This is a genomic window from Jatrophihabitans sp., assembly GCF_036389215.1.
Taxonomy (GTDB): Bacteria; Actinomycetota; Actinomycetes; order Mycobacteriales; family Jatrophihabitantaceae; genus Jatrophihabitans_A.
The window spans coordinates 1-21671 of sequence record NZ_DASVQG010000043.1 but is presented as its reverse complement, the minus strand read 5'-3'; the positions used below and the strand labels follow the sequence as shown (position 1 = coordinate 21671).

Below are 21671 nucleotides of genomic sequence, written 5' to 3'. Positions count from 1 at the left end.
GGCGTGCTTCCACGCCCGCACCTGGTAGTTCTCGCACTCCTGGAACTCGGCGCGGAAGCGGTGCAGCTCGCCGGTGAGCAGCAACAGCCGCCACGGGTCATCCGGCGGGGCAGCGAGCAACCGATCGGCTTCGGCCAGCCCGTCGTCCACCATGCCGAGCAGTCCCAGGTAGAACAGGCGCTCGACCGGGCCGGCCGCGTGCAGCGCGCCGAGCACCGCCTCGCGGTCGAGCACGACCGGGTTCAGGGTGTCCTCGTCGAGCACCCAGCCGGCGCCTTCGTCCATGAGGCCATCATTGCCGGTACGTCCGAGGCTGCGCTGTGCGCGCCTGAGAGAATGGAGCCATGACCTGTCTGTCAGCTCCGGTCGAGGGCGTGCTCGCCAGCAGAGGCGGAGGTTAGATGCTGCGCTGGATGACTGCCGGTGAGTCCCACGGCCAGGCCCTGGTCGCGATCCTGGAGGGGCTGCCGGCCGGGGTCGAGGTGACCACCGCCGAGATCGGCGTGGACCTCGCCCGCCGCCGGCTCGGCTACGGCCGCGGCGCCCGGATGAAGTTCGAGCAGGACGAGGTCGAGCTGACCGGCGGCGTCCGGCACGGCCGGACGATGGGCGGCCCGGTCGCCGTCCGGATCGGCAACACCGAATGGCCCAAGTGGCAGAGCGTGATGGCGGCGGACCCGGTGGCCGCCGACGTGCTCGCCGCGCAGGCCCGCAACGAGCCGCTGACCCGCCCTCGGCCCGGTCATGCCGACCTGGTGGGCATGCAGAAGTACGACCTGGACGACGCCCGGCCGGTCCTGGAACGGGCCAGCGCCCGCGAGACCGCGGCCAGGGTGGCCCTGGGCGTGCTGGCCAAGAGCTTCCTGCGGCAGAGCGTCGGCGCCGAGCTGCTCAGCCACGTGGCAGCGATCGGCTCGGTGTCGGCGGCGCCCGGCACCCTGCCACGGCCCGGTGACCGGGCCCGGATCGACAGCTCCGAGGTCCGCTGCCTGGATCCCGAGGCGAGTGCTGCGATGGTGGCCCTGATCGATGCGACGAAGCGGGCCGGCGACACCCTGGGCGGCGTGGTGGAGGTGGTGGTGCATCACCTGCCGCCGGGCCTGGGCAGCCACATCCAGTGGGATCGCCGGCTGGACTCCCGGCTGGCCGCCGCGCTGATGGGCATCCAGGCGATCAAGGGCGTCGAGGTCGGCGACGGTTTCGAGCTTGCCAGGATCCCCGGGTCCCAGGCCCACGACGAGATCGAGCGCGGCGTCGACGGGGTGCTGCGGCGCCGCTCGGACCGGGCCGGGGGCATCGAGGGCGGCATGAGCACCGGCGCGGTGCTGCGGGTCCGGGCGGCCATGAAGCCGATCTCGACGGTGCCGCGGGCGCTGGCCACCGTCGACATCGCCACCGGCGAGGCGGCGGTGGCCATCAACCAGCGCTCGGACGTCTGCGCGGTGCCGGCCGCCGGAGTGGTGGCCGAGGCGATGGTCGCGCTGGTGCTGGCCGAGGCGGTCCTGGAGAAGTTCGGTGGTGACTCGATCGGCGAGACCAGCCGCAACGTGCGGTCCTACCTGGATCGGCTCCGCGAGCGCGAGCTGGACTCCGGCCCAGGGCCGGCCGAGCTGAGGGAGCATCGCAGCGAGGAACGAGCCAGGAGCGGGCCGAAGTGGCAACCCGACGTCTCCGGGCCCGGCTTCTGATGCCGCCCCGGGTGGTGCTGGTGGGGCTGCCGGGCACCGGCAAGTCCACGGTCGGCGCTGAGCTGGCCCGCCGGCTGCAGGTGGCGTACGCCGACTCCGACGAGCTGATCGCCCGGCAGACCGGGCGCTCGGTCGAGGAGATCTTCGCCCACCAGGGTGAGCCGGCGTTCCGGCAACTGGAGGCCGACATGATCGCCGAGGCGCTGGCCGGCTTCGACGGGGTGCTCGCGCTGGGCGGCGGCGCGGTGACCACCGACTCGGTGCGCCGGGACCTGCTCGCCTCCGGCGTGCCGGTGGTGCTGCTGACGGCGGCGCAGGACGAGCTGCTGAGCCGGCTGGCCGGTGGCCGGTCGCGGCCGCTGCTGGCCGGCGATGCCCCCGCCCGGCTCGCCGCGCTGGCCCAGGCGCGTGAGCCGCTCTACCGGGAGGTGGCGTCGCTGACCGTGGCGACCGGTGGCCGGTCCCCGGCCCAGGTGGCCGCCGCCCTGCATCAGCAGCTGGCCGGGCAGCCGACGTGAGCGCGCCCAGCACCCGGATCAAGGTCACCGGCGACCAGCCGTACGAGGTGGTCATCGGCACCGGCGTGCTCGCCGAGCTGGCCGGGTTGTTGCCGGGGGCGCAGCGGGTCGCGGTGATCCATCCGCCGACCCTGCTGGCCAGGGCGCAGGCGCTTCGCGACGACCTTGCCTCGCAGGGCTTCCAAGGCCACCGGATCGAGATCCCGGACGGTGAGGACGCCAAGACGCTGGCCGTCGCGGGGTTCTGCTTCGAGGTGCTGGGCCGGCTCGGCTTCACCCGCAGCGACGCCATCGTCGGCCTGGGCGGCGGCGCCACCACCGACCTGGCCGGCTGGGTCGCCGCGTCCTGGTTGCGTGGCGTGCGGATCGTGCAGGTACCGACCACGCTGGCCGGGATGGTGGACGCCGCCGTCGGTGGCAAGACCGGCATCAACACCGACCGGGGCAAGAACCTGGTCGGGGCGTTCCACCCGCCGGTCGGGGTGCTGTGCGACCTCGCCGCGCTGAGCACCCTGCCGGTCCCGGACTACGTCGCCGGTCTGGCCGAGGTGGTCAAGTGCGGCTTCATCGCCGACCCGGCGATCCTGGAGCTGATCGAGGCGGGCCCCGCAGCGGCGACGGTGCCCGGGAACGAGCGCGAGCGCGAGCTGGTCGAGCGGTCGGTGGCGGTCAAGGCCCGGGTGGTGTCCGCCGACCTCACCGAGCAGGGCCCCCGCGAGGTGCTCAACTACGGGCACACGCTGGGCCACGCGATCGAGAAGGCCGAGCGCTACCGCTGGCGGCACGGCGCGGCGGTCTCGATCGGGCTGGTCTACGCGGCCGAGCTGTCCCGGGCGCTGGGCCGCCTCGACGACGCGACCGCCGACCGGCACCGGGCCGTGCTCAGCTCGCTGGGGCTGCCGGTGTCCTACCGGGCCGGGGCCTTCGAGCAGCTGCTGGAGACCATGCGGATCGACAAGAAGGCCCGCGGCAATCGGCTACGGTTCGTCCTGCTGGACGGCCTGGCCCGGCCGGTGGCGGTCGACGATCCGGACCCGGCCCTGCTGGCGGCGGCGTACGCCGAGATCGCCGGCGAGACGGAGTAGACCCAGAGACTAAGTGACTCCCAGACGTAATAGACCCAGAGACAAAGTGACTCCCAGAGACGCAGTGGGTCGCAGAGACAAGTGAGTCCGAGAGACAAGTAAGTCCGAGAGATCCAGAGACAAGTGAGTCCCAGAGATACAGAGTGAGTGAGGATCGCAGGTGAGTGAAAGTCCGAGCGAACAGCCAGCCGGCCCTGCCGGCCCGGTCCGGGTGCTGGTGCTCAACGGCCCCAACCTCGGCCGGCTGGGCACCCGTGAGCCGGAGATCTACGGCAGCACCACCTATCCCGAGCTTGCCGCGCTGTGCGTGCGGGCCGGCGCCGAGCTGGGGCTGGCGGTCGAGGTCCACCAGAGCGACGCCGAGGCAGAGCTGATCGGCTGGCTGTATCGGGCCGCCGACGAGGGGCTGCCGGTGGTGCTGAACCCGGCGGGTCTCAGCCACACCTCGATCGTGCTGCGCGACGCCGTGACGGCCCGGACCGCGCCGCTGGTCGAGGTGCACATCTCCAACATCCACGCCCGCGAGGAGTTCCGGCAGCACTCCTACGTCTCGGCGGTGGCCTCCGGAGTCATCGCCGGGCTGGGTGTCGAGGGCTACGTGCTGGCACTGAGCTGGCTGTCCTCGGCCACCGCCGGGCGCGGGCCGTCCAGCCATCCGAACCCGAGCCAATAGACTCCCGGCGTGCAACGCTGGCGTGGTCTAGACGAGATTCCGGCCGGGTGGGGTCGCTGCGTGACCACCATCGGCGTGTTCGACGGCGTGCACCGGGGCCACCAGCAGATCATCGCCCGGGCCAGGCAACTGGCGGCCGAGCGCGGCCTGCCGACGGTGCTGGTGACCTTCAACCCGCATCCCTCCGAGGTGGTCCGGCCGGGCAGCCACCCGCCGCAGCTGACCACCAACACCCGCAAGGCCGAACTGGCCGCCGAGCTGGGCGTCGACGTGGTGGTGTTCCTGCCCTTCACGCTGGAGTTCTCCAAGCTCACCCCCGAGGAGTTCATCCACCAGGCGGTGGTCGCGGAGTTGCACGCCGACGCGGTGGTGGTCGGGGAGAACTTCCGGTTCGGCCACAAGGCCGCCGGCGACGTGGCGATGCTGGCCGAGCTGGGCAGCCGCTGGGGCTTCGACGCCGAGGGCGTGACGCTGCTGTCCGAGGCCGGCCGGCCGATCTCCTCCACCTACATCCGCTCCTGCGTGAAGGCCGGTGACATGGCCGCCGCGGCGCACGCCCTCGGCCGGCCGCACCGGCTGGACGGGGTGGTGGTGCGCGGTGACCAGCGCGGCCGGGACCTGGGCTTTCCGACGGCCAACGTGCGGACCGCCTCGTTCGCGGCGGTGCCCGCCGACGGCATCTACGCCGGCCGGGTGGTGCGGATCGACGAGTGGGGCAACACCCTCACCGGCCTGCCCACGCTGCCGGCGGCCATCTCGGTGGGCACCAACCCGACCTTCGACGGCCGGTACCGCTCGGTCGAGGCCTACGTCCTGGATTTCGACGGCGACCTGTACGGGCAGAACCTGGGCGTGGAGTTCGTCCACCGGCTGCGGGGCATGATCAGGTTCGACTCCATCGAGGACCTGATCACCCAGATGACCGACGACGTCGCCCGGACCCGGCAGTTGCTGGGTTAGGAGCGCCTCAGGGCGGGCTGCTAGACTTGCCGTTCGGATGGCCGGGTGCCATCCCCCGGATGTACCAGCAGCTGCGTTAGCCACCCGTCGTGACTCAGACCGATGGGGCGTTCCTGCACCAGATCGAAGGAGAAGCGTCGTGCCGCTAACCAAGGACGTCAAGCAGCAGATCATCAGCGAGTACGGCGCCTCCGACACCGACACCGGGTCGGCCGAGGTCCAGATCGCGATGCTCAGCCGCCGGATCGCCGACCTCACCGAGCACCTCAAGAGCCACAAGCACGACCATCACAGCCGGCGTGGCCTGCTGCTGCTGGTCGGCCAGCGGCGCCGGCTGCTGAACTACCTGACCAAGACCGACGTCAACCGTTATCGCGCGATCATCGAGCGGCTCGGTCTGCGCCGATAGTCCCGACGGGAGCGTCTCCTCACCTTGGAGGCGCTCCCGATCTCGTTGCGTGGGGGGCCTACCCGTAGGCGGCCCGGCGGAACGGCAGACAATTGAATCCATACGCCGGAGTACGAGCACTCGCGTCATCCGCACCTCAGGTGGGCGAAGACAGTGCGGCTCCACGAGGTCGGTCCTCGGTAGTGGCGTCCTGAACCAGGCTCAGGCGCTTCGATCGAAGACCGGCACCGCACCCGCCGAGATCAATCGGCTCATCGATGTGCGCGTGAGGCTCCGCCCGGCTCGTAACAGCGCCTACCGCGCTGTCAACAGAGAGGCGGACTGCTATGTCCGAAAACGATGCCGTAACCGGCATTACCGAAACCGTCGCGACCATCGACAACGGCACCTTCGGAACCCGCACCATCCAATTCGAGACCGGCCGGCTGGCCAGGCAGGCCGCGGGCTCGGTGGTGGCCTATCTCGACGAGGACACCATGCTGCTCTCGGCCACCACGGCGAGCAAGACCCCGAAGGACCAGTTCGACTTCTTCCCGCTCACGGTCGACGTCGAGGAGCGGATGTATGCCGCCGGCCGGATCCCCGGCTCGTTCTTCCGGCGTGAGGGCCGTCCGTCCGAGGACGCAATCCTCACCTGCCGGCTGATCGACCGGCCGCTGCGCCCGACGTTCATCAAGGGGCTGCGCAACGAGGTCCAGGTCGTCATCACGGTGATGGCGCTCAACCCCGACCACGCCTATGACGTGCTGGCCATCAACGCGGCCTCGGCGTCCACCCAGATCTCCGGCCTGCCGTTCAACGGCCCGGTCGGCGCCACCCGGGTGGCCCTGATCGACGGGCAGTGGGTGGGCTTCCCGACCCACACCGAGCTGGAGCGGGCGACCTTCGACATGGTCGTCGCCGGCCGAGTGGTGAAGGGTTCCGGCGGTGACGCCGATGAGGTGGCGATCATGATGGTCGAGGCCGAAGCCACCGAGAACACCATCGAGCTGGTCGCCGGCGGCGCCACCAAGCCCACCGAGGAGATCGTCGCGGCCGGGCTCGAGGCGGCCAAGCCGTTCATCGCCGAGCTCTGCCGGGCGCAGTCCGAGCTCGCCGCCGCGGCCGCGAAGGAGACCCGGGAGTTCCCGGTGTTCCTGGACTACCAGGACGACGTGCTGGAGGCGGTCACGGCCGGCTACAGCGAGCCCACCGCCGCCGCGCTGACCATCGCCGACAAGCAGGACCGCGAGGTCGAGCTGGATCGGATCAAGGAGCTGGCGAAGAAAGAACTAGCGGGCGAGCAGTCGAGCCCGTTCAGTGGCCGCGAGAAGGAGGTCAGCGCCGCCTACCGGTCGCTGAACAAGAGCCTGATCCGCCAGCGGGTGCTGCGGGACAAGGTGCGCATCGACGGCCGTGGCCTGACCGACATCCGGACGCTGTCGGCCGAGGTCGAGGTGCTGCCGCGGGTGCACGGTTCGGCGCTGTTCGAGCGCGGCGAGACCCAGATCATGGGCGTCACCACGCTGAACATGCTGGGCCTGGAGCAGAAGCTCGACACCCTCAGCCCGAACCGCACCAAGCGCTACATGCACAACTACAACTTCCCGCCGTACTCCACCGGTGAGACCGGCCGGGTGGGCTCGCCCAAGCGTCGCGAGATCGGCCACGGCGCCCTGGCCGAGCGCGCCCTGATTCCGGTGCTGCCCAGCCGCGACGAGTTCCCGTACGCGATCCGGCAGGTGTCGGAGGCGCTGGGCTCCAACGGCTCCACCTCGATGGGCTCGGTGTGCGCCTCGACGCTGGCGCTGCTCAACGCCGGCGTGCCGCTGAAGGCACCGGTCGCGGGCATCGCGATGGGCCTGATCTCCGACACGGTTGTGGATGCAGCCGGCAAGTCTTCGGTGCAGTACGTGGCGCTGACCGACATCCTCGGAGCCGAGGACGCCTTCGGTGACATGGACTTCAAGGTCGCCGGCACCAAGGACTTCGTGACGGCGTTGCAGCTGGACACCAAGCTCGACGGCATCCCGTCCGAGGTGCTGGCCGCCGCGTTGTCGCAGGCCCGCGATGCCCGGCTGCACATCCTGGACGTGATGGCCGAGGCGATCGACCGGCCGGACGAGATGAGCCCGTACGCGCCGCGGGTCACCGTGGTGAAGATCCCGATCGACAAGATCGGCGCGGTGATCGGTCCCAAGGGTCAGATGATCAACGCCATCCAGGACGAGACCGGCGCCCAGATCACCATCGAGGACGACGGCACCATCTACGTCGGAGCCTCCGACGGTGCGTCGGCGGCCGCAGCGGTGGACCGGATCAACGCCATCGCCAACCCGCAGATGCCCAAGGTCGGCGAGCGGTTCCTGGGCACGGTGGTCAAGACCGCGGCGTTCGGTGCCTTCGTCTCGCTGCTGCCGGGCAAGGACGGCCTGGTGCACATCTCCAAGCTGGGCAACGGCAAGCGGATCGGCAAGGTCGAGGACGTGGTCAACGTCGGCGACAAGCTGCAGGTCGAGATCGTCGAGATCGACCAGCGCGGCAAGATCAGCCTGGTGCCGGTGGTCGAGGACGGCGCCGACGCCGAGTCGGTTCCGGCCGGATCGGCCGCGACCGAGTAAGCGCCTCAACACGCCAGACAAGGGGCGGGTGTCCGGACTGCGGTCCGGCATCCGCCCCTTCCTTTATGCGCTGTAGAGGCCTACTTTGGAACGCATGAGAGCGCTCTCACATCTCGTGCCGTCTACTACCTCGAGGAGCATCATGAGGGGCTTGTCTTTCAGCGTGGCCACCGGCCTTGCTTTGATCGTGGCTGCGGCGGGAGCCGTCGTCCTGACAGCTGGCAACGCCGCAGCCGACACCACCATCTGTGACCAGTACGGCTCGACCACCGTGTCGGGCGGCGCTTACATCGTGCAGAACAACCGGTGGGGCACCAGCGCCACCCAGTGCATCAGCGTGTCGGCGACCGGATTCAAGATCATCCAGCAGGACGGGGTGAACCCGACCAACGGTTCCCCGACCGCCTACCCATCGGTCTACTGGGGCTGCCACTACGGCAATTGCACCCCGGGCTTCAACCCGATCGCCGCGAACTCCAGCCAGTTTGCCGGCATCGGCACCAGCGTGTCGATGAGTTACCCGGCGGGTGGCAACTGGGATGCGGCCTACGACATCTGGTTCGACCCGACGGCTCGGCGGGACGGCCAGAACACCGGCGCCGAGATCATGGTCTGGCTCAACCACTCGGGGCCGCCGCAGCCGGTCGGCTCCAAGGTCGCCACGGTGTCCCTGGCCGGCGGCACGTGGGACGTCTGGGAAGGCAACATCGGCTGGAACGTCGTCTCCTACGTCCGCACGACAAGCACCGGATCGGCCAACTTCTCGGTCAGCACGTTCTACAACGACGCGATAAGGCGGGGCTATGCCTCGAGCGCCTGGTACCTGACCAGCATCCAGGCCGGCTTCGAGCCCTGGTCCGGCGGCACCGGGCTCGCGGTCACCAACTTCGCCGTGACGACCGGCGGCAGCACTCCCACCAGCACCCCGACCACCAGCACCCCGACCACCACGTCCCCGGCGCCTCCGCCGAGCGGCTCGCCGACGTGCAGAGCCAGCCTGAAGGTGACGCAGTCCTGGACGGGAGGCTTCACCGCCGACGGGACCGTGAGCAACACCGGCTCGGTCGCCACCCGCAGTTGGCGAGTCACCTGGACCTGGCCGAGCGGTCAACAGGTCACGAACATGTGGAACGCCACCAGCACGACCAGCGGCAGCACCCAGACTGCCACCGACGCCGGCTTCAACGGGGCCATCGCGGCTGGCTCGAGCACCACGTTCGGGTTCCAGGCCAACGGCAACGCGGTCGCGCCGGCGGCCACGTGCACCGCCAGTTGAGCGTGAAGCCCCCATCGGGGGGATGTAGCCGTCCTCCCGATCGAATCGCCGAGCTCTCTCGGCGCAGCCTGGCCTGGCCGGGGACGGCTGCCAGGGACCCAAAGAATCCGGTCGCGAGGTCGGCGCGGTGATCAGCCACGAAGGAAGTGCGGCGCCGCTCTGAGGTCGGGCAGCGGTTGGTTCTCCAGCGGGCCACCTGTATTGTCTTGTAGTCCGATGGGAAAGACAGAACAGCTGGAGTTAACACATGATGTCCACGCCCGGCCGCCGCGCCGCCGTCCTGCTTGCCGCCGTCGTATCCCTGCTGCTGGTCCTGACCGGCTGCTCGTCGTCGAACGCCTCGACGGGTAACAGCAAGCTGTCGCTGGTGGCCTACTCGGTGCCCAAGCCCGCCTACGAGGCGCTCACCAAGGCCTTCGCCGCCACGTCGCAGGGCAAGGGCGTCAGCTGGGCCTCGTCCTACGGTGCCAGCGGCACCCAGAGCCAGGCGGTCGGCAACGGGCAGCAGGCCGACTACGTGGCGTTCTCCCTCGAACCCGACCTGACCAAGCTGGTGCCGAAGTTCGTCGATGCGAGCTGGAACTCCGGCCCGACCAAGGGCCTGGTCTCCAGGTCCGTCGTGGTGATCGTGGTCCGCAAGGGCAACCCGCTGCACGTCACCGGCTGGAACGACCTCACCAAGCCGGGCGTCAAGATCGTGACCCCGGATCCCGGCTCGTCCGGCTCGGCCAAGTGGAACATCCTGGCCGCCTACTCCCACGTGCTGGCCGGCGGCGGCACCGAGTCGCAGGCCCAGGACTACCTCACGTCGTTCTTCGGCAACGTCGTGAGCAAGCCGAACAGCGGCGCCAACGCCACCTCGACGTTCCTCAACGGCACCGGCGACGTGCTGCTGTCCTACGAGAACGAGGCCATCGCCGCCCGGCAGAAGGGCCAGCCGCTGGACTACGTGGTCCCGGCCGAGTCAATCCAGATCGAGAACCCGGCCGCGGTGACCAGGACCGCGCCGCAGGCGGCCAGGGACTTCCTGGCCTACGTGCAGAGCGCGGACGGCCAGAAGATCTTTGCCAGCAAGGGCTACCGCCCGGCGCTCGACGGCGTGACGGTGGGGTCGGTGGCCGGCGCCAATGACCCGGCCAACCCGTTCCCGACGGTCGCCAAGCTGCAGACGATCGCCGGCCTCGGTGGCTGGAGCGCGGTGAACAAGAAGTACTTCGACAAGGAAACCGGCATCGTCACCAAGATCATGGCCGGCACGGGTGGCTGAGCCACCGGCCGCCGGCTCGGCGCTGGGCACGGCGCCGGCCCGGCGGCACACCCGGCCGGCGGAGGACCGGCAGCGGCTCGGGCCGGCCTCCGGCACCGGGCTCGGGCTCGCGGTGCTCTGGCTGAGCCTGCTGGTGCTGCTGCCGCTCGCGGCGGTGGTGGCCAAGGGAGCCGGTGCGGGCTTCGCCAACTTCTGGGCGGCGGTGACCACCCACCAGGCGCTGTCGGCGATCCGGTTGACCGTGCTGGCATCGGCGGCGGTCAGCCTGGTCAACGCGGTGATGGGCACCCTGATCGCCTGGGTGCTGGTGCGCGAGGACTTCGCCGGCAAGCGGGTGATCGAGGTGCTGATCGACATCCCGTTCGCGCTGCCGACGATCGTGGCCGGGCTGGTGCTGAACACGCTGTACGGCCCGCACAGCCCGGTCGGGGTGAACTGGTACGCCAGCCGGCCCGGCGTGCTGGTGGCGTTGCTGTTCGTCACGCTGCCGTTCGTGGTGCGCACCGTCGAGCCGGTACTGCTCTCTCTGGAGACCGAGGCCGAGCAGGCGGCCGCCTCGCTGGGCGCCGGCCCGATCCGGACGTTCGTGCGGATCGTGCTGCCCGCCATCGCGCCCGCCATCGCCTCGGGGGCCTCGCTGGCCTTCGGCCGGGCGATGGGGGAGTACGGCTCGGTGGTCCTGATCTCCGGCCAGCTGCCCCGGACCGAGGTCGCCTCGCAGTACATCTACCAGCAGATCGAGAGCGGCTACCTGCCGGACGCGGCGGCCACCGCGACCGTGCTGCTGGCCATCAGCGTGCTGGTGCTGGCCTCGCTGAACGGCCTGCGGCAGTGGGCGGTCAGCCGTGGCTGAGCTGACGGTGCTGGCCGGGGCGCCGGGCCGGCCGGGGACGGCAACGGCCGCCACGCCGGCTGCCGACCGGCCCCGGCCTGTCCGGCGGCGGCGGACCAGCCGCAGCCGGTGGGCGCTGCGGCTGGTGGCGCTGGCCTACGTGGGCGTGCTGGTGGCGCTGCCGCTCGGCCTGGTGCTCTGGCGCACCGTCGACCAGGGCGGGGCGGCCTTCCTCGACGCCATCACCGGACCGGAGGCGATCGCCGCCTTCCGGCTGACCGCGATAGTCGCGGGGTCGGCGATCGCGATCAATACCGTCTTCGGCGTCGGAGCGGCCCTGCTGCTGGCCCGCTACCGCTTCCGCGGCCGCCGGCTGCTGGACCTGCTGATCGACGTGCCGATCTCGGTGTCACCGATCATCGTCGGCCTGGCGCTGATCCTGGCCTTCGGCTGGACCACCGGCTGGTTCGGCCCGGCGCTGCGCAATGCCGGCCTGCAGGTCATCTTCGCCACGCCGGGCATGGTGCTGGCCACCGCGTTCGTGTCGCTGCCGCTGGTGGTCCGCGAGGTGCTGCCGGTGCTGGCCGAGACCGGCCTGGACGAGGACCAGGCCGCCCGGTCCCTCGGCGCCAACGCGGTGCAGCGGTTCCGGCGGATCACGCTGCCCACCATCAGGTGGGCGCTGGCCTACGGCGTGGTGCTCAGCGTCGCCCGGACGCTCGGCGAGTTCGGCGCCGTCCGGGTGGTCTCGGGCAACATCGGCAGCCAGACCCAGACGGTGACGCTGCTGGTCGACGAGCGCGCCGAACAGTTCGAACCGGGCGCCTACCAGCTCTCGGTGGTGCTGATCGCGGTGGCGGCACTCTGCATCGTGATCATCTCGATCATCCGTCCGCACGAGAAGAAGTAGGCCCGAGATGGGAATTCAGACCCGTGGCATCACCAAGCGGTTCGGCAGTTTCGTCGCGCTGGACGAGGTCGACCTCGACGTCCCCAGCGGCCAGCTGACCGCGCTGCTCGGACCCAGCGGCGGTGGCAAGTCCACCCTGCTGCGGATCATCGGCGGCCTGGACGAGGCCGACAGCGGCTCGGTGGTGATCGACGGGGTGGAGGCCACCGGCATCCCGGCCCAGCGTCGCAACGTCGGGTTCGTCTTCCAGCACTACGCCGCGTTCAAGCACCTGTCGGTCTATCGCAACGTCGCCTTCGGCCTGGAGATCCGCAAACGGGGGAAGGCCGAGATCCGGCAGCGGGTCCAGGAACTGCTGGAACTGGTGCACCTGGACCAGTTCGCCGACCGGCTGCCGGCCCAGCTGTCCGGCGGCCAGCGGCAGCGGATGGCGCTGGCCAGGGCGCTGGCCGTCGAGCCCAAGGTGCTGCTGCTGGACGAGCCGTTCGGGGCACTTGATGCCAAGGTGCGCAAGGAGTTGCGGGACTGGCTGCGCCGGCTGCACGACGAGGTGCACGTGACCACCGTGTTCGTCACCCATGACCAGGAGGAGGCGCTGGAGGTCGCCGACTCGCTCGTGGTGATCAACCACGGCCGGATCGAGCAGGTGGGCAGCCCGAACGAGCTGTATGACCATCCGGCCAACGATTTCGTGATGGGCTTCCTCGGGCCGGTGACCCGGCTGGGCGAGCACCTGGTCCGCCCGCACGACATCGAGGTGCTGAGCTCCGACAGCGTCGGGGCGGTGCCGGCCCGGGTGCGGCGGCTGAGCCGGGTCGGCTTCCAGGTCCGCGCCGAGTTCGGGGTCACGGGGGCGGGTGGCCTAGCCCTCGAGGGATCCGGGCCCGACGGTTCCGAAACCGGATCGGGGGGCGAGGACGTCGACACCGCCGTGCAGCTGACCCGTGGCCAGGCCGACGCGCTCGACCTGCGGATCGGCAGCCTGGTGTGGCTGCGGCCCTCCCAGCATGCCAGCGTGCTGGCGGCCGGCTGACCGGGCCCGTGAACCGTGCCTACTCGCACTGGCTATCGGAGCCTACGACGTCAGACACCATGGACCCGGGACCGAACAGCGCCGCGGCGCTAGGTGCGGTTTCCCCGGTTTTCCCACCGGTTTTGAGACAATGGCCCGGTGGAGATCTCAGCGAAGAGTGACTACGCGGTGCGGGCGCTGCTGGCGCTGGCGGCCGAGGCTCCGAACCTGGTCAAGATCGACGTCGTGGTGGGCGAGCAGCAGCTGCCCCGCAAGTTCGTCGAGGCGATCCTGGGAGACCTGCGCCGGGCCGGCATCGTCCGCTCGATGCGGGGAGCCGACGGTGGCTACGCCCTGGCCCGGCCGGCCGCCGACATCTCGATCGGTTCGGTGATCCGGGCCGTCGACGGGCCGCTGGCCGAGGTCCGGGGGCTGCGCCCGGACGAGATGAACTACACCGGCCTGGCCGAGCACCTGCCCGGCCTCTGGGTCGCGGTGCGGGCCAGCCTGCGCAAGGTGCTCGACGAGACCTCGCTGCAGCAGCTGCTCACCGGCAAGCTGCCGCCGCACGTGCGCAAGATGGTGGACGACCCCGAGGCGTGGGCGCGGCGGGCCCGGTAGCTCATCGACCCGGCTGGCTCATCGACCCCGGCTGGCTCATCGACCCGGCGAAGGAACGCGGATGCGGCTGGAACTCGTGCTCGGCGACATCACCGAGCAACACGTCGACGCGGTGGTCAACGCCGCGAACTCCAGCCTGCTCGGCGGCTCCGGGGTGGACGGGGCGATCCACCGGCGGGGCGGGCCGGAGATCCTGCGGGCCTGCCGGGCGTTGCGGGCGGGGGCGTACCCGAACGGGCTGCCCGCCGGCCAGGCGGTGGCGACCACGGCCGGGTTGCTGCCGGCCGGCTGGGTGATCCACACCGTCGGCCCGGTCTACTCCGAGCGCGAGGACCGCAGCCAGGTCCTGCGGTCCTGCTACCGGGAGTCGCTGCGGGTGGCAGCCGAACTCGGCGCCCGGTCGATCGCCTTTCCGCTGATCTCGGCCGGTGCGTACCGGTGGCCGGTGCGCAACGCCATCGAGCTGGCCCTGGCGGAGCTGCGCTCGGCACCATGGCCCGACGCGGCCGGTACCGCCCGGCTGGTGCTCTGGCAGCCCCAGACCCTGGCGCTCGCGCGGGACGTCCTGGCCGCTACCACCGGGCCGGAGCCCGGTACCGCTTAGGCTGTCCGGGTGAGCACTCGCGCGAAGACCCGGACCCTGCCCGTCTCAGGCGGCGGCGTGATCAAGCGGACCGTGCTGCCCGGCGGCCTGCGGATCGTCACCGAGGCGATGCCCGGAGTGCGCTCGGCCAGTGTCGGCATCTGGGTGGGAGTCGGCTCGCGCGATGAGACGCCCTCGGTCGCCGGCACCAGCCACTTCCTGGAACACCTGCTGTTCAAGGGCACCCGCAACCGGTCCGCACTGGACATCGCGATGACGATGGACACCATCGGCGGCGAGTTCAACGCCTTCACCGAGAAGGAGCACACCTGCTTCTACGCCACCGTGCTGGACCAGCAACTGCCGGTCGCGGTCGACATCATCGCCGACGTGGTGCTCAATGCCACCATCACCGCCGCCGACGTCGACATCGAGCGGACCGTGGTGCTGGAAGAGATCGCGATGCGCGACGACGACCCGTCGGACCTGGTGCACGACGAGTTCGCCGCGGCGCTGTTCGGGGACGTGCCACTGGGCCGGTCCATCCTGGGCAGCGAGGATTCGATCAACCAGCTCAGCCGAAAGCAGATCCACGGCTACTACTCCCGCCGCTACCGGCCCTCGGAGATGGTCGTCTCGGTGGCCGGCAACATCGATCACGCCGAGGTCGTCCGGCTGGTGCGAACCGCGTTCACCGGACGGCTCTTCGACGGCGACGCCGGCGCCGAGCCCCGTCCGGACCGGCGGCTGCACAAGGTGCCGGCCCGGCCGGTCAACGTGATCGCCGATGACACCGAGCAGGCCAACATCGTGCTCGGCTCGATGGGGCTCTCCCGGTTCGACGAGCGCCGTTTCGTCCTCAGCGTGCTCACCACCGCCATCGGCGGCGGGATGTCCTCGCGGCTGTTCCAGCAGATCCGTGAACAGCGAGGCCTGGCCTACTCCACCTACTCCTTCACCTCCTCCTACGCAGGTGACGGCCTGTTCGGCCTGTACGCCGGCTGCCAGCCGGGCAAGGCCGACGAGGTCGTCTCGATCATGAAGGCGGTGCTGCAGTCGGTCGCCTCCGGCGGGCTCACCGCCGACGAGATCGAGCGCGGCAAGGGCCAGCTGTGCGGGGGCATGGTGCTGGGCCTGGAGGATTCCGGATCGCGGATGACCCGGATCGGCAAGGCGGAACTGACCTACGGTGACGTGCTGGGCCTGGACGACCTGCTCGGCTCGGTCAATGCCGTGACGCTGGAGCAGGTCAACGACCTGGCCGACGACCTGGCCGCCCAGCAGACCTGCCTCACCGTCGTCGGCCCGTTCGGCGAGCACGACTTCGACGCCGCGGTCTGAGCAGCACCGCTGGAGAAGGGACTACTGGGGTGAGCGAGCTGATCGCGGTCGGGGTACTGGGCGCGCGCGGCCGGATGGGCCAGCAGGTCTGCGCCGCCGTCGAGGCGGCGGCGGACCTGGACCTGGTTGCCACCATCGACCTCGATGACCCGCTGTCGGCTGCCGCCGAGTCCGGTGCCGAGGTGCTGGTCGACTTCACCCATCCCGACGCTGTGATGGACAACCTGCGCTTCGCGATCGACAACGGAATCCACGCCGTGGTGGGCACCACCGGCTTCACCGACGAGAAGCTCGCCACCGTGGCGCAGTGGCTGGCCGGCAAGCCGGAGGTCGGCGTCCTGGTCGCGCCGAACTTCGGCATCGGCGCGGTGCTGGCGATGAAGTTCGCCCAGCTGGCGGCGCCGTACTTCGAATCGGCCGAGGTCATCGAGCTGCACCATCCGCAGAAGGTGGACGCGCCGTCGGGAACCGCCACCAGCACCGCCCGGCTGATCGCGGCGGCACGGGGGCGGGCCGGCATGAGCGCCGCGCCGGACGCGACCACGACCGAGGTCCCCGGCGCTCGTGGGGCCGACATCGACGGGGTGCGGGTGCACTCGGTGCGGGCCAGCGGCCTGGTCGCCCACCAGGAGGTGCTGTTCGGGACCGAGGGCGAGACCCTGACCATCCGGCACGACTCGCTGAACCGGTCCTCCTTCATGCCCGGGGTGTTGCTCGCCGTCCGCGAGGTGGGCAACCGGCCCGGCCTCACGGTGGGCCTGGACTCGTTGCTGGGGCTGTGACCTGACCGGCCCCGAGTTCGATCTGACGAGGCGGACGAACCCGCTGCTGGTGCTGGCGGTGGTGTTCGTCGCGACGATGTCCTACAACTTCTTCATCGCCTGGCGGGGGATCTACCTGATCAGGGAGGATCGCTCGATGCTGAAGGTGCTGGGTGTCGCCGTCGCGGTGGTGGCCATGATCTGCTTGCTGGTGGTCCAGGCGGCCCTCAGGTTCGACGTGGCCTGCCAGCTGGTGGCGTACTCACGGCGGAAGGCGGGCGGTTCCCGCGAGCTGCTGGCCGTGCCCAGGCTCCGGTCCGGACGAAAGGATCGCCGGGCTGCCGGCGCCTGGTTGGAACAGCAGCACCAAGCCGTGCGGCAGGCACCGCAGGACTGGCGTGCCTGGTTCCGGCTGGCTCAGGCCTATGACCTCGCCGGAGACCGCAAGGGGGCCCGCGCGGCGCTGCGCACCGCGATCGAGAGGGGTAAGCAGCCTCGCTAGCGCTCGCCGCGGCGAGCCACCGGAAGGTCGGACTGGCCGACGTGCTTGTCCAGCCAGTCGATCAGCGGCTGCATCGCCCGCCACGCCTTGACCACCTCGGCCTTGGCCCGCGGGGTGGGCAGCCAGTCCGGCGAGCCGAACTCGCGGGTGGCCCAGATCGACTTGTGCCGCAGCAGCTCCTGGCGCAGATGGTCCTTGGCGAAGCCGGTCGGGATGCGGCTCAGCTGCTCGCCGCGGATCACCAGCCGGGACTTCTCGGCCAGCGCGATCGACTGCACCAGCGCCTGTCCGGGCAGGTCCTCGGCGACCGCCCGGCGGTAGCGGGCGATCTGGTCCGAGGCCATCTCGTAGAAGCCGCCGCTGGCGTACAGGCCCGCCGCCGAGACCTGCAGGTAGCGCCGGGACTCGGCGAAGTAGACACCCTGATGGGTCTTGTACGGCGTCTTGTCCTTGGCGAACCGGACGTCGCGGAACGGCCGGAAGAACTTCGCGGTGCCGAACTCCTGGCTGAGTTCCGCGGCCAGCTCCTGCAGCGGGGCCTTGACGTGCTCGTCGTAGAGATGGCGGTGCGCCGTCCAGAACGACTTGGAGTTGTCCGCCTCGAGATCCTCGTAGAAGTCCAGCGCGGCGAAGGAAATGCCCTCGAACGTCACCGGGGTGGCTCCTCTCCTGCTGGCATGCTCAGTCGTCGATCGCGGTGTGCAGCCGCAGCTCGGTGACGGTGCCGACGCCGGTGTCCAGGTCCCGCCGCAGGCCGTCCGCTTCCCAGCCCGCCGAGCGGTAGAACTGCAGCGAGGCGGTGTCGGCCACCGGAACCCAGGCCACCAGCCGGTTGACGCCGGCCGGCCGGGTGAGGTCGGCGACCGCGGCCAGCAACCGGGAGCCGTGCCCGCGCCGGCCCCAGCGCGGCTCGACCAGCAGCATGCTGATCGCGGCGGTCCGCTGGGGATCGGGATCCTGCGGCTGGCGATCGGCGTCCGGGCCGAAGGCGGCGAAGCCGACCCGGACCTGGCCCTCCTGCGCGACCAGGACGGAGTAGCTGGGAGACGGTGGCGCGGTGACCGCGGCATGCCAGCTGGCGGCGATCTCCTCCGTCGTCAGCCCCTGCAGGATCTGGGCCGGCAGCACTGTCTGGTACGCCAGCCGCCAGGTGTCGAGCTGGATCCGGGCCAGTTCGGTCACATCGTCGGCGGTCGCCGGCCGGACACTCACATCTGCCACGCCAGACAGCCTAGGCGACTCTGCCGGCTGAGCCAGCCGCTGTCGGACCGGCATGGTCCAATGTGGCGTGCCTTCAGCCGATCTGTCCGCAGCAGCGGCTCGCCGGATCGCCCTCGCGGCCCAGGGCTTCGGCCTGCCACGGCCGGCGGGGCCGGTCACCGCCCGCCACATCCGCAAGGTGGTCGACACCATGGGGCTGTTGCAGCTGGACTCGGTGAACGTGCTGTCCCGCTCGCACTACCTGCCGGTGTTCGCCCGGCTCGGTCCCTACCCGCGCGGGGTCCTGGACCGGCTGACCGGGCACACCGCCGGCCGGTTGCAGCGCGAGTACGTCGAGTACTGGGCGCACGAGGCGTCGCTGATCCCGCTGGCCACCCATCCGCTGCTGCGCTGGCGGATGGCCCGCGCCCGGGAGGAGGCCTGGGGTGGCATGCAGCGGATCGCCCGGGAACAGCCGCAGCTGCTCGCCGAGGTGCGCCGGATGCTCGCCGAGCGGGGGCCGATCCGCAGCACCGAGCTGGGGGTGGCACGCCAGCCGAAGAAGCCCGGCCAGATGTGGAACTGGCACGACGGCAAGATTGCCCTGGAGTACCTGTTCTGGGCCGGCGAGGTGGGCGCGGCCCGCCGGGTGAACTTCGAGCGGCACTACGACCTGATCGAGCGGGTGCTGCCGCCCCACATCGTCAACCAGCCGACCCCGGCCCGCGAGGACGCCCAGCGCGAGCTGGTCCGGATCGCCGCCCGGGCCTACGGCATCGCCACCGAGCCGGACCTGGGGGACTACTTCCGGCTGCCCCGCACCGACTCGAAGCTGCGGGTCGCGGAGCTCGTCGAGGCCGGCGAGCTGCTGCCGGTCACGGTCGCCGGCTGGGACGCGCCGGGCTACCTCCTGCCCGACGCCCGCCGGCCCCGCCGGGTGCAGGCCAGGGCCTTGCTCAGCCCATTCGACCCGCTGATCTGGTTCCGGGACCGGGCCAAGCGGCTGTTCGGCTTCCACTACCGGATCGAGATCTACACCCCGGCGGCGCAGCGGGTGCACGGCTACTACGTGCTGCCGTTCCTGCTCGGTGAGACGCTGGTCGGCCGGGTCGATCTCAAGGCCGACCGGCAGGCCGGCGAGCTGCGGGTCCAGTCGGCCTGGGCCGAGCCCGGCGTCGAGCACGGCGAGGTGGCCGCCGAGCTGGCCGCCGAGCTGGCCGAGCTGGCCGGTTGGCTGGAGCTCGGCGGCGTGCGGGTCGCCGGACCGGGTGACCTGGCACCGGCGCTGGCGGCCGCGCTGGGCTGAAGGGTCGTCACACCGGCTGGCACCGGTGCCAGCGACCGGCGGTAGCGTCGAACCGGGCCCCGCGAGAGGCACGCTCAGCTGTCGCGATGCAATCGCGAACAGGTAGCGATGCAATCGCCTGAAGGCGCGGCGGGCTGAGAGGGCGGGAGATGACCGGCTTCACCGAACTGCTGGCCGACGCGAGGGAGCTGAGCACCGCCGGGAGGCGGCGGATCCTGGGCATCACCGGGCCGCCGGGAGCGGGCAAGTCCACGCTGGCGCAGCGGCTGGTCAGCGAGCTGGGCCCGGAACTCGCCGTCCTGGTGGGCATGGACGGGTTCCACATCTCCGACGCCGAGCTTCGCCGCACCGGCCTGCGCGATCGCAAGGGTGCCCCGGACACCTTCGACCGCGCCGGGTACGCAGCCCTGCTGCACCGGCTGCGCCGCGAGGCCGGCACCGTCTACGCGCCCGCCTTCGACCGTGCGCTGGAGGACTCGATCGCCGCCGCGGTGGCGGTGCCGGCGGCGGTGCCGCTGGTCGTCACCGAGGGCAATTACCTGCTGCTCTGGCCCGAACTCCGTCCGCTGTTGGACGAGGTCTGGTACCTGGACCCGCCGCCGGCAGCCCGCCTGGACGCCCTGATCGCCCGGCACGTGGCCTTCGGCAAGACCCCGGCCGACGCCGAGAGCTGGGCGCTGACGGCAGACGAGCGCAACGCCGAGGTGATTGCCGTCGGACGCCACCGGGCCGACCGGGTGCTGGGCTGGACCGCCGACTGACCGACCCAGCCGCTCCGCTCAAGCGCCGGCTGACCGACCCAGCCGCTCCGCTCAAGCGCCGACTGACCGACCCAGCCGCTCGCGCTCAGCCACGAACGGCCCGCTGGCGTGCGAATACCGACACCGCGGGCCGACGGCGGTAGCGTGGAGGTCATGTCGAGTACGGACCGCGGCCGCCCGTTCGGCCGGTTGCTCACCGCCATGGTCACGCCGTTCACCGTCGCCGGTGAGGTGGACATACCCGCCGCCCGGGAACTCGCCGCCTACCTGGTCGACGAGCAGCACAACGACGGCCTGGTCATCAGCGGCACCACCGGGGAGGCACCGACCACCTCCGACGGCGAGAAGGCCGAGCTGCTGGCCGCCGTGGTGGACGCGGTCGGCGACCGGGCCAGCATCGTGGCCGGCGTCGGGACGTTCGACACCGTGCATTCGGTCCAGCTCGCCGAGCAGGCCGCCAAGGCCGGCGCCGACGGCCTGCTGGTGGTCACCCCGTACTACTCGCGGCCGCCGCAGGCCGGCATGCTGCGCCATTTCCGGGTGATCGCCGACGCCAGCTCGCTGCCGGTGATGGTCTATGACATCCCGGGCCGGACCGGTGTGCGGCTGGAGTCGGAGACGCTGATCGAGCTGGCCGGGCACGAGCAGGTCGTGGCGGTCAAGGACGCCCGTGGTGACCTGGCGGCCTCGGCTCGGGTGTTGGCCGAGACGGACCTGGCCTACTACGCCGGGGACGACGCGATGGTGCTGCCGCTGCTCTCGGTCGGCGCGACCGGCCTGGTCGGCACGTCCACCCACTTCTCCGGTGCCGCCACCAAGCAGCTGCTGGATGCCCACGAGCGTGGCGACGCCGCCGAGGCGCTGCGGATCTACCGGCAGCTGCTGCCGATCTACACCGGCATCTTCCGGACCCAGGGCGTGATCCTGGTGAAGGCTGGTCTGGCACTGCGGGGCCGGCCGGTCGGGTCGGTCCGGCTGCCCATGGTGGAGGCCACCGAACACGAGCTGAGCCACCTGCGCCAGGATCTCGCCGACGCCGGCCTGGCCTAGCCAGCTGACAGCGGCCGCCTCAGCCCGGCCGTCCGGGCCTGGCACCGTGGGCCGCCGGCAGGCCTAGCCACCGGGTTCGGTGTCGGTCCGTCCTCAACTTGCGGTTGAGCGTTACCGTTGCCGGGTGGCAGCGACCCCCGGAACCAAGGCCCGACAGCCAGCCTCGAAGAAGGCGTCGGGTCCTGGTCGTGCCCGCACCGGCGGCTCCGGACCGGCTGGCCGAGCCCGGCCGGCCAGCCGCACCACCCGCACCAGCCGGAGGCCGCCGCTCGGTCAGCGCCCGGTACCGGCCGCGCTCGGCCGGCTGATGATCCAA

General features: G+C 71.0%; 23 protein-coding genes and 1 pseudogene. 21 read left to right on the top strand and 3 right to left on the bottom strand.

Translation table 11 applies throughout. From position 1 onward, the window contains the following. Window positions 1-285 (bottom strand): hypothetical protein (locus VF542_RS01940; RefSeq protein WP_408650019.1); only part of this gene is annotated, 285 nt, incomplete at its 3' end. A 116-nt stretch (window positions 286-401) separates the two neighbouring features. Here VF542_RS01940 and aroC point away from each other — a divergent pair. The 17 genes from aroC (at window position 402) to VF542_RS01855 (ending at window position 17038) form a co-directional block, all read left to right on the top strand. Beyond that, the gene (gene aroC, locus VF542_RS01935; protein WP_408650018.1) at window positions 402-1688 is read left to right on the top strand and encodes a chorismate synthase; all 1287 of its coding nucleotides are present in this window, start codon (window positions 402-404) and stop codon (window positions 1686-1688) included. Further along, entirely contained in the window at window positions 1655-2206 is a 552-nt protein-coding gene (locus VF542_RS01930) for a shikimate kinase (RefSeq protein WP_408650017.1), read from the top strand. The genes aroC and VF542_RS01930 overlap by 34 nt, the downstream gene beginning before the upstream one ends. After that, window positions 2203-3291 (top strand): 3-dehydroquinate synthase, encoded by a 1089-nt coding sequence (aroB, locus tag VF542_RS01925; protein ID WP_408650016.1) that lies wholly within the window; start codon window positions 2203-2205, stop codon window positions 3289-3291. Before VF542_RS01930 ends, aroB begins: the two co-directional genes overlap by 4 nt. 160 nt (window positions 3292-3451) lie before the next feature. Beyond that, window positions 3452-3964 carry a type II 3-dehydroquinate dehydratase gene (gene aroQ / locus VF542_RS01920; protein WP_408650015.1) on the top strand — a complete coding sequence of 171 codons (513 nt, stop codon included), beginning with the start codon at window positions 3452-3454 and terminating at the stop codon, window positions 3962-3964. A 9-nt stretch (window positions 3965-3973) separates the two neighbouring features. Next, window positions 3974-4924, top strand: a complete 951-nt coding sequence (locus VF542_RS01915; RefSeq protein ID WP_408650014.1) for a bifunctional riboflavin kinase/FAD synthetase — start codon at window positions 3974-3976, stop codon at window positions 4922-4924. A gap of 139 nt (window positions 4925-5063) precedes the next feature. Further along, window positions 5064-5333 carry a 30S ribosomal protein S15 gene (rpsO, locus tag VF542_RS01910; protein WP_408650013.1) on the top strand — a complete coding sequence of 90 codons (270 nt, stop codon included), beginning with the start codon at window positions 5064-5066 and terminating at the stop codon, window positions 5331-5333. Between the two features lie 326 nt (window positions 5334-5659). Beyond that, window positions 5660-7933, top strand: coding sequence for a polyribonucleotide nucleotidyltransferase (locus VF542_RS01905; protein ID WP_408650012.1), 2274 nt, complete (start codon window positions 5660-5662; stop codon window positions 7931-7933). A gap of 142 nt (window positions 7934-8075) precedes the next feature. Further along, a complete protein-coding gene (locus VF542_RS01900; protein WP_408650011.1) occupies window positions 8076-9209 on the top strand; it encodes a GH12 family glycosyl hydrolase domain-containing protein in 1134 nt (377 codons plus the stop codon). Between the two features lie 247 nt (window positions 9210-9456). Beyond that, window positions 9457-10476 (top strand): extracellular solute-binding protein, encoded by a 1020-nt coding sequence (locus VF542_RS01895; RefSeq protein ID WP_408650010.1) that lies wholly within the window; start codon window positions 9457-9459, stop codon window positions 10474-10476. Next, on the top strand, window positions 10469-11329 hold the full coding sequence (cysT, locus tag VF542_RS01890) for a sulfate ABC transporter permease subunit CysT (protein ID WP_408650009.1): 861 nt from the start codon (window positions 10469-10471) through the stop codon (window positions 11327-11329). Before VF542_RS01895 ends, cysT begins: the two co-directional genes overlap by 8 nt. Continuing rightward, the gene (locus VF542_RS01885; protein ID WP_408650008.1) at window positions 11322-12218 is read left to right on the top strand and encodes a sulfate ABC transporter permease; all 897 of its coding nucleotides are present in this window, start codon (window positions 11322-11324) and stop codon (window positions 12216-12218) included. Before cysT ends, VF542_RS01885 begins: the two co-directional genes overlap by 8 nt. A gap of 7 nt (window positions 12219-12225) precedes the next feature. After that, window positions 12226-13251, top strand: a complete 1026-nt coding sequence (locus tag VF542_RS01880; protein ID WP_408650007.1) for a sulfate/molybdate ABC transporter ATP-binding protein — start codon at window positions 12226-12228, stop codon at window positions 13249-13251. A gap of 138 nt (window positions 13252-13389) precedes the next feature. Continuing rightward, on the top strand, window positions 13390-13851 hold the full coding sequence (locus VF542_RS01875) for an RrF2 family transcriptional regulator (RefSeq protein ID WP_408650006.1): 462 nt from the start codon (window positions 13390-13392) through the stop codon (window positions 13849-13851). A gap of 61 nt (window positions 13852-13912) precedes the next feature. Continuing rightward, window positions 13913-14455: an O-acetyl-ADP-ribose deacetylase gene (locus tag VF542_RS01870; RefSeq protein WP_408650005.1), complete on the top strand. Its 543-nt coding sequence runs from the start codon at window positions 13913-13915 to the stop codon at window positions 14453-14455. A gap of 9 nt (window positions 14456-14464) precedes the next feature. Further along, window positions 14465-15775, top strand: coding sequence for a M16 family metallopeptidase (locus tag VF542_RS01865; protein WP_408650004.1), 1311 nt, complete (start codon window positions 14465-14467; stop codon window positions 15773-15775). A 74-nt stretch (window positions 15776-15849) separates the two neighbouring features. Beyond that, window positions 15850-16557, top strand: coding sequence for a 4-hydroxy-tetrahydrodipicolinate reductase (gene dapB, locus VF542_RS01860; protein WP_408650020.1), 708 nt, complete (start codon window positions 15850-15852; stop codon window positions 16555-16557). Between the two features lie 58 nt (window positions 16558-16615). Then, entirely contained in the window at window positions 16616-17038 is a 423-nt protein-coding gene (locus tag VF542_RS01855) for a hypothetical protein (protein WP_408650003.1), read from the top strand. Here VF542_RS01855 and VF542_RS01850 read toward each other — a convergent pair. Both VF542_RS01850 and VF542_RS01845 read right to left on the bottom strand, forming a co-directional pair. Further along, entirely contained in the window at window positions 17035-17691 is a 657-nt protein-coding gene (locus tag VF542_RS01850) for a DUF2461 domain-containing protein (protein ID WP_408650002.1), read from the bottom strand. The genes VF542_RS01855 and VF542_RS01850 overlap by 4 nt on opposite strands. A gap of 28 nt (window positions 17692-17719) precedes the next feature. Beyond that, entirely contained in the window at window positions 17720-18259 is a 540-nt protein-coding gene (locus tag VF542_RS01845) for a GNAT family N-acetyltransferase (protein ID WP_408650001.1), read from the bottom strand. Window positions 18260-18311: 52 nt separating this feature from the next. Between VF542_RS01845 and VF542_RS01840 the strand changes: the two genes are divergently transcribed. From VF542_RS01840 to VF542_RS01825, 4 genes and pseudogenes are all read left to right on the top strand, one after another. After that, on the top strand, window positions 18312-19544 hold the full coding sequence (locus VF542_RS01840) for a winged helix-turn-helix domain-containing protein (RefSeq protein ID WP_408650000.1): 1233 nt from the start codon (window positions 18312-18314) through the stop codon (window positions 19542-19544). Window positions 19545-19693: 149 nt separating this feature from the next. Beyond that, window positions 19694-20305: a nucleoside/nucleotide kinase family protein gene (locus VF542_RS01835; protein WP_408649999.1), complete on the top strand. Its 612-nt coding sequence runs from the start codon at window positions 19694-19696 to the stop codon at window positions 20303-20305. A 153-nt stretch (window positions 20306-20458) separates the two neighbouring features. Continuing rightward, window positions 20459-21355, top strand: coding sequence for a 4-hydroxy-tetrahydrodipicolinate synthase (gene dapA, locus VF542_RS01830; RefSeq protein WP_408649998.1), 897 nt, complete (start codon window positions 20459-20461; stop codon window positions 21353-21355). 124 nt (window positions 21356-21479) lie between these two features. Beyond that, a pseudogene (locus VF542_RS01825) lies at window positions 21480-21671 on the top strand (hypothetical protein); the annotation flags it as partial.